The organism is Caldisalinibacter kiritimatiensis (genome assembly GCF_000387765.1).
Lineage (GTDB): Bacteria > Bacillota > Clostridia > Tissierellales > Caldisalinibacteraceae > Caldisalinibacter > Caldisalinibacter kiritimatiensis.
Genome location: NZ_ARZA01000192.1, coordinates 1 through 10028 on the forward strand (window position 1 = coordinate 1; position 10028 = coordinate 10028).

The 10028-nt window shown below is 32.3% G+C and carries 12 protein-coding genes; 10 read left to right on the plus strand and 2 right to left on the minus strand.

Annotated elements, in window-relative coordinates:
* Positions 1-168 precede the first annotated feature (168 nt).
* From L21TH_RS08320 to L21TH_RS08335, 4 genes are all read left to right on the plus strand, one after another.
* Positions 169-600, plus strand: coding sequence for a DUF1893 domain-containing protein (locus L21TH_RS08320; protein WP_006314012.1), 432 nt, complete (start codon positions 169-171; stop codon positions 598-600).
* A 1-nt stretch (position 601) separates the two neighbouring features.
* Positions 602-1018 (plus strand): DUF3842 family protein, encoded by a 417-nt coding sequence (locus L21TH_RS08325; protein ID WP_006314014.1) that lies wholly within the window; start codon positions 602-604, stop codon positions 1016-1018.
* A 64-nt stretch (positions 1019-1082) separates the two neighbouring features.
* A complete protein-coding gene (locus L21TH_RS08330; protein ID WP_006314016.1) occupies positions 1083-1610 on the plus strand; it encodes an ECF transporter S component in 528 nt (175 codons plus the stop codon).
* A 301-nt stretch (positions 1611-1911) separates the two neighbouring features.
* The gene (locus tag L21TH_RS08335; protein WP_006314018.1) at positions 1912-3168 is read left to right on the plus strand and encodes a methyl-accepting chemotaxis protein; all 1257 of its coding nucleotides are present in this window, start codon (positions 1912-1914) and stop codon (positions 3166-3168) included.
* Between the two features lie 35 nt (positions 3169-3203).
* Here the strand turns inward: L21TH_RS08335 and L21TH_RS08340 are convergent, their stop codons facing one another.
* Entirely contained in the window at positions 3204-3848 is a 645-nt protein-coding gene (locus L21TH_RS08340; protein WP_006314020.1) for a superoxide dismutase, read from the minus strand.
* A gap of 208 nt (positions 3849-4056) precedes the next feature.
* On the opposite strand from L21TH_RS08340, the gene L21TH_RS08345 reads away from it, so the two are divergent.
* From L21TH_RS08345 to L21TH_RS08365, 6 genes are all read left to right on the plus strand, one after another.
* The gene (locus L21TH_RS08345; protein WP_006314022.1) at positions 4057-6078 is read left to right on the plus strand and encodes a HAMP domain-containing methyl-accepting chemotaxis protein; all 2022 of its coding nucleotides are present in this window, start codon (positions 4057-4059) and stop codon (positions 6076-6078) included.
* Positions 6079-6195: 117 nt separating this feature from the next.
* Positions 6196-7476 carry a glycoside hydrolase family 18 protein gene (locus tag L21TH_RS08350; RefSeq protein ID WP_006314024.1) on the plus strand — a complete coding sequence of 427 codons (1281 nt, stop codon included), beginning with the start codon at positions 6196-6198 and terminating at the stop codon, positions 7474-7476.
* A gap of 189 nt (positions 7477-7665) precedes the next feature.
* A complete protein-coding gene (locus tag L21TH_RS14300) occupies positions 7666-7806 on the plus strand; it encodes a hypothetical protein (RefSeq protein ID WP_006314028.1) in 141 nt (46 codons plus the stop codon).
* 174 nt (positions 7807-7980) lie between these two features.
* On the plus strand, positions 7981-8289 hold the full coding sequence (locus L21TH_RS08355; protein ID WP_006314030.1) for an ArsR/SmtB family transcription factor: 309 nt from the start codon (positions 7981-7983) through the stop codon (positions 8287-8289).
* Positions 8290-8293: 4 nt separating this feature from the next.
* Complete coding sequence (locus tag L21TH_RS08360) at positions 8294-9289, plus strand: permease (protein WP_006314032.1); 996 nt, start codon at positions 8294-8296, stop codon at positions 9287-9289.
* Between the two features lie 25 nt (positions 9290-9314).
* Positions 9315-9551, plus strand: a complete 237-nt coding sequence (locus L21TH_RS08365) for a thioredoxin family protein (protein WP_006314033.1) — start codon at positions 9315-9317, stop codon at positions 9549-9551.
* 121 nt (positions 9552-9672) lie between these two features.
* Here the strand turns inward: L21TH_RS08365 and L21TH_RS08370 are convergent, their stop codons facing one another.
* On the minus strand, positions 9673-9876 hold the full coding sequence (locus L21TH_RS08370) for an alpha/beta-type small acid-soluble spore protein (RefSeq protein WP_006314034.1): 204 nt from the start codon (positions 9874-9876) through the stop codon (positions 9673-9675).
* Between the last annotated feature and the right edge of the window lie 152 nt (positions 9877-10028).

Sequence of the window (10028 nt, forward strand, 5' to 3'; positions counted from 1 at the left end):
GGTGTAGGGCGTGCCAGAGAGGTAGCAAGTTTTTAACTTGCGACTCCGAAGCTTGCCATTACAATGGCGAGTAGTTCACTCAATAGTCAAAAAGTATCTATATAATATTGATAAATTAGAAAAAAATTGATATCATATAATAAAATTCTTTATATAGGAGTAGTACATATGAAAGACATTGAAATAGCAAAAAGCCTCTTGAAAGAGGAAGATTTAGCAATAGCTATAGTTAAAGATGGAAAAGTGTTATTTTCAAGTAGGGAAAAGGGTATAAAGCCCATGTATATGGCTGTGAGTGAACTTAAAGAGAACCTTGAAGGTTCTAGTGTTGCCGATAAAGTGATAGGAAAGGCGGCAGCAAAGCTATGTATATATGGAAAAGTTAAAGAGCTGAATACATATCTTATTTCTGAAAGGGCTATAGAAGTATTAAAAGAAGAAGACATTATTTTTACTTTTGAAAAGAGTACACCATACATAAAGAATAGAGATAAGACAGATATGTGTCCAGTAGAAAAGCTATCACAAAATATTGATGATACCGATGAATTACTTAAAAGAATATCTTTATTTCTAGACAGCATAAAAGAAGGTGCATAATGTGAAAATAGCGGTAATTGACGGTAAAGGTGGCGGTATAGGACGCCAAATTGTAGAAAGACTGAAGTCTTTGAATAATGATGATGTAGAAATCATCGTTTTGGGAACGAATTCTCAAGCAACAACTAATATGCTTAAAGCTGGAGCTGACGATGGAGCTACTGGAGAAAATGCAATAGTATGGATGTCCAAGAAAGTAGATATAATAATTGGACCTATAGCGATAATGGTTGCAAATGCTATGATGGGAGAAGTAAGTCCTAAAATGGCAGAGGCAATAGCCAGCAGTGAAGCTTTAAAGTTGTTGCTACCAATAAACAAATGTAATATTAACGTAGTAGGAGTAGAGGCTAAGAAACTCAGTTCTCTCTTTGATGAAATTTGTGAAAAAGTAAAACAAATATTGAATGAGAAATAAAACCATGAAGGTTTTTCCAAGAAGGAAGCTTTCATGGTTTAATTTTTTGTAAGGAGGAATTAAAATGGAAAAGAGTAAAAAAACAAGGGAATTGATAACAGGAGGGTTATTACTGGCATTAGGAATTTTATTACCAATGATTTTCCATAGTTTTGGAATCTTAGGGAAGGTATTTTTACCTATGCATATACCAGTACTGGTAGGAGGATTTTTCTTATCTCCTTATTTAGCATTAATAGTAGGAATAATTACACCACTATTAAGTGGATTACTTACTGGTATGCCACCAATGTATCCAATGGCTGTAATTATGGCATTTGAATTAGGTACATACGGAATTATTGCTTCACTAGCAGTTAGAAAATTTAGGCTATCAATAGTTCTGTCTCTTATTTTATCTATGATATCTGGAAGAGTAGTAGCAGGTATAGTAGTATTTATTTTAGCCAACTTATTTGGAGTACAAATGGCTCCGTTTGTATTTGTAAAGGGTTCTGTTGTAACTGGACTTCCAGGTATAGCTATACAATTAGTACTTATACCAGCATTAATTTATTCATTAAATACATTTACTAAAACAGAAATGGCATAAGGGGGTCTTAAGAAATTAAAAATTAAAATGAAAGAGTAATAAAATACGTAAAAGAAGATGAGGGGCTGGATGTATCCAGCCCCTTATATGTTTGCGAGTCATGTCATAAACTAGTACTCAGCACCAAGTACTTTGTACCTAAAATGCGACATTAGTTGCATTTTTTATTTTGTAAAAATTTACCTAATGAAAAATATATAAAAAAAGAGGAAAAATGTCGAATAATGTAGAAATACATAAAATGTGCTTATGTTGGATTAATTTTATTTATAATAAATACATTATAAGGGGGGAAAGGCCTATGTTTTATAATAAAAATTTAAAATCCATAAATAAAGCACTAGATAAATACTTTAAGGAAAACTTAACCCAAAAAGAATATGAACGAATTTCCAGTGAAAACAAATTAAATCAGGTTCAATATTTAATTACCCATGCACAAAAAAATGAAACAAAGGTACAAGACATTTTAAAAGCAATGCCTGATCCAGTTTTTGTTAGAGATAATGACAGAAACATAATATTCTGGAGCAAGTCTATGGAGGAGCTTACAGGTTATTCGGAAAGCGAAGTATTAGGTAAGAAGTGTAATGAGATTTTCAGAGCATCTATTTGTGCAGATTGTGCAGTAGAGAAATGTATAAGGATAAGAAGTTGTATAAAAAAGGAAGAGGTTATCATAAAAAATAAAAAAGGTGAGGATGTTACTGTATTAGCATCTGCATCAGGATTATATGATAGCGAAGGAAATCCAGATGGAGGATTGGAAATCCTTAGGGATATAACAAGAGAAAAAGAGCTTTTAAATAGCATTAGAGAGGCTGCTTTAAATGTAAGTGCATCGTCACAACAGCTTTCTGCAACTTCAGAAGAATCAACAAGTGCCATAGAGGAATTAGCTAGCTATACTAATCAAGTATTGGATATAACTATGAAAGGAAAGAAAATAAGTGACGATACAAGTGAAACAGCTAAAAAAGGACAAGTGGCTTCTAGTATAGCTATTGAAAAAATGGACATGATTGAAGAGGCAGTAGAGGAATCAAATAAAATGGTATTAAAGATGAATGAATTAGGAAAAGAGATAAAAAAGATATTAGATTTAATTACAGGAATAACAGAACAAACTAATCTTTTAGCATTAAATGCGGCTATAGAGGCAGCGAGAGCAGGAGAGTCAGGAAGAGGGTTTGCGGTTGTAGCAGAGCAGATAAGAAAATTAGCAGAAGAGTCAAAAAATGCAACAAGTCAAGTGCAGACAATTATTGGTCAGGTATTAGAAGGAGCAGATAATTCGTATAAGTCAATGAGTGTGGTTAAAGATGTAGTAAAAGAAGGAAAAGAAGCATTAAATAATACAGTTAAACAATTAGAAATAATAAAAGCAGGAGTAGAAAAAACTGAAGAATATATGCTAGAGATAGCAAGTAGTTCAGATAATATAAATGCATCAACACAAGAGCAATCAGCAGCTATGGAAGAGATAGCAGGGTCAGCGGAAAATCTATCGCAACTATCGGAGGATTTAAATAAGGGAATACAGGATTTTGAGTTATAATAAGGATAACTTTATAAAAGCGACTTTAGTCGCTTTTATAAAGTTAAAGGAAGTTGACCTTGCATAGCTAAAAGAAGTCTTCTTTCTACTTCATACCAATTAATCAAATTCCACCATTTTTCTAAATACTCTTTACGTTTATTTTGATAATCTAGATAATATGCATGCTCCCATACATCTGCTACTAATATAGGTATTACACCCCATTCAGTAAGATTTTGATGTTTTTCTGCTGTCAATATTTCAAGTCTTCTCCAAGCAGGGTTCCAAGCTAATACACCCCACCCAGATGCTTCTACTTGTGTAGTAGCATTAATAAATTGATCCTTAAAGGCTTGAAAGCTTCCAAAGGAGTTTATTATTTGACTAGTAGTATATGGTCCCGGTTGTCCACCGCAGTTAATAGGTGCCATTATAGTCCAATATATACTATGGAAAATATGACCTGAACCATTGAAAGCTAATTCTCTTTCCCAATGTTGAACTAAGTCAAAATTTCTTTCTTTACGGGCCTTTTGAAGCTCTAACTCTGCTTTATTTAAACCCTCCACATATGTTTTATGATGTTTGTCGTGGTGAAGTTTTAAAGTTTCAGCTCCAATTATAGGTTCTAATGCATCATAAGAATAAGGCAATGGAGGTAGCTTATGCTGTCCAATAGGAACTGTATAATAATCCATAATAAACCTCCTTATATATTTATCTACTAATTAAATTATTCTAAAAGGTTTATTATGTGCTAACAAAATATTATATTTTAATGAAGCCGATAGATAAACTAGTGATTTTTTATTAAATAAAAAGTTAAAAAAATGTCGAATAAAAAAGGAAAACAGAAAATTATGTCGAAAATATAAACGATGATAATTTAAAGGAGGGGAAATAGACATGAAAGCTAAGTCAAAAGTAAAGTTTAAAAAGAATATTGGTACAAAATTGATGCTAATGTCTATTGTGTTCGTTGTTATACCATTATTAATACTAGGGAGTAGTTCATATCTTACATCAGTACAATTATTTAAGCAAAGCTTAAAGGAATCCTCTCTTGAAGTTGTAAAACAAGCAAAACAATCAATTATGAACTATTTAATCGGAATAGAGGAAAGCGTTTCGATGATTTCAAATGACCCAAATGTTCAGGTAGTATATAGATATGCAGAGTCAGAACAATGGATGATGAAGACATTTGAAAGTTATGTGAATGCATATGATAATGTGACAAATGTATATCTAGCTACAAAGGATAAAGAATTATATATTTATCCAGAAGTAGAGCTTCCAGAAGGCTTTGATCCTACTACTAGAGAATGGTATAAAAAGGCTGTGGAGAACAACGGATTAGCATGGACAAACCCTTATGTGGATACTGCAACTAATAAGCTAGTAGTTACAGTGTCAAAACCAGTTTATGACAAAGAAAAGGGAAATAAATTTGTAGGAGTAGTAGGCGTAGATTTAGTACTAGATGAATTAAGTAAAGAGTTAACAGGAGTTAAAATAGGGGATAAAGGATATATTTTAGCTGTTGATAGTAATATGGATATTTTAATTCATCCAGATAAAGAGTTAATAGGGCAAAAAGTTCCTATTGAAGAGTTATCTAACGCCCTTAAAAATAATGATGAGGGTGATGTAGAGTATGTTAGGGAAGAGGATGATGAAGTACAGAAAAAATTTGCAGTTTTCACTACTATAGATAAGCTAAGGTGGAGAGTATTAGCTATAAGTTATGTGAATGAAATTCAGGATAAATCATTTGTTTTACTTAGAAATACTTTATTAATTGGAATAGCGGCTATAATATTAATTATATTAGCATCATATTTTTACTCTAAAACTATTACAAATCCTATTAAAAAATTAGCTGAAAACATGGAAAAAATTAAGAATGGAGATTTAACAACAAGAATAAAAATAGACTCTAAAGATGAAATAGGAGCATTATCAGAAGGATTTAATTTAATGATAGATAACTTATCAGCATTAGCACAGGAAATGCAAAATGTTTCTTCAGAGGTTACAGCATCAGCTGAGGGTCTTGCTGCTACATCCGAGGAAACAAGTGCATCAGCAGATGAAATAGCAACTACAGTTGAAGAAATAGCTAGAGGAGCTTCTGAACAAGCCACAGATACAGAAAAATCAGCAGCTCTTATTAATAAACTTTCACAAAAGTTAATGGAATTAGGAGAAGGCTCAAACGAAGTAAAAACATATACAGATGAAATGACAGTAGTAAATTCTAGAGGAATAGAAGTAGTAGAGGGTCTGAAGAAAAAGTCAAAAGAAAACAGTAAAGAAACAGAGAGAATAGAACATGCTATAAACGAGTTAGTTAATAATATAGGCAATATTGGTGAGATATTAGAAAGCATAAGTTCCATTGCAGAACAAACTAACTTATTGGCTTTAAATGCTTCAATAGAAGCAGCAAGAGCAGGAGAATATGGAAGAGGATTTGCAGTAGTTGCAGATGAAATAAGAAAGTTAGCAGAGGAATCAGCACAGGCATCAGATGAAATTAGAGGCATAATACAAAGTATACAAAAAGAAAGTAACAATACAGTAGAGATTATGAAGTCGGTAAAAGAGAGGTCAAAAGAACAAACAGATTCAGTGACAAAAGTAAATGATTCTTTTGAAGTAATTTCAGAATCAATTATAAATATGGCAGAAAGAATTAATGAAATGAATAAATTTATTGAGGATATAAATAGAGATAAAGAAGAGATAGTAAAAGCGATAGAAAACATATCGTCAGTATCTCAAGAAACAGCAGCGGCATCAGAGGAAATGAGTGCTACAATTCAGCAGCAATCTACAGCTGTAGAAGAAGTGGCTAAAGCAGCTGAAAATCTAAATCAACTTTCAACAAAACTAAGTAATCAATTAAAGAAATTTAAAATATAACTAAGGTTAAAAAACAGTTCTGTAGACTTGGTCAAAGTTTTTACAGAACTGTTTTTTGTGACCAAATGTCCCTCACTTACATATATTAAATTGACGAAAGTAAAAGGAGGGATATTTTTGGTTATTCACGTCGTTAAGCCAGGTGAGAGTATATATAGCATTGCACAGCAGTATGGGGTATCGCCAAGTAAAATAATTTCAGATAATGAACTGACTAATCCCAATCAATTGGTAGTAGGACAAACTTTAGTTATACTTGATGAGGTTAGAACCCATGTAGTAGCCCCAGGGGAATCCTTATACACAATATCTAGACGTTATAGGGTAAGTGTACAAGAAATATTGGATGCTAATCCACAAGTTACGAATCCAGCACAGATATTTCCTGGTCAAGTGTTAACTATACCAGTTCAAACTAGAAAATACGGTACTATAGAAGTAAATGGTTATGCATTTCCGAACATTGACAGAGAAGTTTTAAGAAAAACACTTCCATACCTAACTTATCTCAGTATTTTTAGTTATGAAGTTAATTCAGATGGAAGTTTAAAACAAATTGAAGATGAAGAGCTAATTCAAGCTGCTAGAGAAGCAAATGTTGCTCCCCTTATGGTTATAACAAACATAAGTGAAGAAGGTGGGTTTAGCAGTGATTTAGCAAGTACAATATTAAATGATGAAGAAGTACAGGAGACTTTGATAAATAATGTAATAGAAACACTACAGAATAAAAACTATTATGGATTAGGCATAGATTTTGAATTTATATATCCACGGGATAGAGAAGCCTACAATAATTTTCTAAGAAAAATTGTTCCAAGATTAAATGAATTAGGATATATAGTAACAACTGCATTAGCTCCAAAAACTTCAGCGGACCAACCGGGATTATTATATGAAGCACATGATTATCCAGTACATGGAGAATTAGTGGACCATGTCATTTTGATGACATATGAATGGGGATACACTTACAGTCCACCTAGAGCAGTAGCGCCAATAAATGAAGTAAGAAGAGTCATTGATTATGCAGTAACGGCAATACCAAGAGAAAAAATTTTCATGGGAATACCGAATTATGGATATGATTGGACATTACCATATACTAGGGGTTCAGCAGCAAGAACTGTTACTAATACGGGAGCAGTAGATCTTGCAAGAAGAGTAGGAGCATTTATTAAGTATGACGAAACAGCACAAGCACCTTATTTTAACTATTATGACCAGAATGCTAGACAGCACGAAGTATGGTTTGAGGATGCTCGTAGCATTGAGGCTAAATTAGAGCTTGTAAATGAATATAACCTCGGTGGAGTAAGCTATTGGACTATAATGAGTTATTTTCCTCAAAATTGGCTAGTATTAGATTCCCTATTTGATATAGAGAAGGTGATTTAAGTTTGTATTATTCAGTTATTGAGGGACGTGGGCGTCCCTCAATAACATTATTTTCCTTGATTTTTTATGGATTATAGTTTTAATTGTATTTCTAGTATCTAGTACCGAGTGCCTAGTATCTAAAAGTAGCTTTAGCTACTTTTTATTAAATTTAATATGAATGCAGATACTAATAGTGGAGGTGATAGTGTGTCAGAGAAAATTCGGAAAAAGACAAGAAGAATTAGAAATAAAGATGAAGAAACAAATAGGTCTGGGAAAATAGGAAAGGATATGAATCAAATAGATACAAAGGGAGCTACGGGAGTTGACCCAAAAGTGAAGAGGTGACTATTTAGCTCACATTTAAATGTGAGCTACTGATGCATGTATTAAGTATGTGAATAAATACCACCTAAAAGACGACCTTTAGCCGTCTTTTTTTATTGACAATTTAACAAGCTTACAATATAATAATATTAGAAAATTCTAAAATGCTAAAACGAAATATAAGAAGGTGATTACATGAATTTTGAAGAAATGGAAGTCAAGATACTTAAAGCATTGGCACATCCTATAAGACTTAAAATTGTTAAAAAATTAAGTGAAGGCACTTTATGTGTATGCGAACTAAATGCAGATGTAGAGTTTAGTCAATCAAATTTATCACAGCATTTAAGGGTATTAAAGGATGCGGGTATAGTTATTTCAGAAAGGGATGGCTCTAAGATTTTATATAGTATAAAGAATGAAAAAGTATTAGAAGTTATTAAGCTTATTGAAGATATGATATTGAGTGACATAGAGAAAATGACTAAAAAAATTAGGAGGTAGTATAATGTTAAAATTTATAACAGAAATTTTCAAATTCACTTGGCTATATAATTTAGTAAAAATGTTAGTCGAGAATGTATTTAATATATCTATAGATACTCAGCTAGGTTCAAGTTTACATTTTTTTATTTATGATACAGTAAAGATAATTATTTTATTGGGAATTATGATTTTTATAATTTCTTATATTAGGAGCTATTTTTCACCTGAAAAAACTAAAAAGACTTTAGAAAAATTTAGTGGCATAACCGGTAATATTATGGCGTCATTATTAGGAATAGTGACACCCTTTTGTTCATGCTCATCAGTACCATTGTTCATAGGTTTTGTAGAGGCTGGAATACCAATAGGAGTTACATTTTCATTTTTAATAACTTCACCAATAGTTAATGAAGCCGCAGTTGCTATATTAATAGGTACATTTGGGTGGAAGATAGCAGTGGTTTATGTAATAACAGGTGTAATTGTAGGAGTAGTAGGAGGAGTAGTAATAGACAAGCTTCATTTAGAAGAGCAAGTAGAAGAATATGTATATCAAATGAAGGTAGGAGATAGTGAGATAAAAGAGTTAACTAGAAAAGAACGAATAAAGTTTGCAGTAGAAAATGTAAAAGAGATAGTGGGTAGAGTATGGAAGTTTATATTAATAGGAATTGGAATAGGAGCATTAATTCATGGTTGGGCTCCAGCTCCAATATTAGCAAAATATGCGGGCCCTAATAATCCATTAGCTGTATTTGTAGCAACTATAGTAGCTATACCGTTATATTCAAATGCTTTAGGAACTATACCAATAGCTGAAGCACTGATACTTAAAGGAGTAGGTATAGGAACAGCCATGGCATTTATGATGGCAACTACAGCGTTATCTGTACCTGAGATGATTCTATTAAGAAAAGTAATAAAGCCAAAACTTATAGCTGTATTTGTTGCAATAACGGGTATAGGAATAGTTTTAGTTGGTTACTTATTTAATGGAATAGCTCATTTATTAATATAAAAATTAAACATAAGGAGGTTTTTAAATGGATATCAAAGTTTTAGGAATGGGATGTGCAAAGTGCAGCAAATTAGAAGAAAATGTAAAGGAGGCAGTAAAAGAATTAGGTATTGATGCAACAATTGAGAAGGTAAAAGATATTAAAGAGATTATGTCATATGGAGTTATGGGAACACCAGGACTTGTAATAGATGGTGAAGTAAAAGTAGCAGGTAGACTAGCTGATACAGAAGAGATAAAGAAATTAATTAAAGGCGAATAAAAATATAACATTATTGAGGGACACCTGTCCCTCAATAATGTTATATTTTGAATTATTTTCTACCTGTTTACTTGTATGTGTTTTAAATTTTTTAGCTAAAAGCTAATAGCTAAATGCTAGTCTAATGTGAGTCATTATATTGGTCTGCTAGTTGTTTTTCTGCCATTTCAACAAGTTTTCTTGTTATATGTCCTGTATGATATGAAGCAAGATAACCATTGTCATTTGGATTATAGTTAGTAATTCCTAATTCATTAGCCATTTCTATTTTGTATTGTTCAAGTGCATCTCTTGCTTCAGGGACAACTAATTTTCTTTTAGACATAATAATCATCTCCAGCAACAAAAAATAATCGAGAACATAACGATCTACCTTACACCTATATGGATACCTTATTACCTAGCCATGATCTTCCGACCATGACCAAGCAGTTCACTACCCATACAGATGGTCCGTTCGACCCTGCATGATATCTT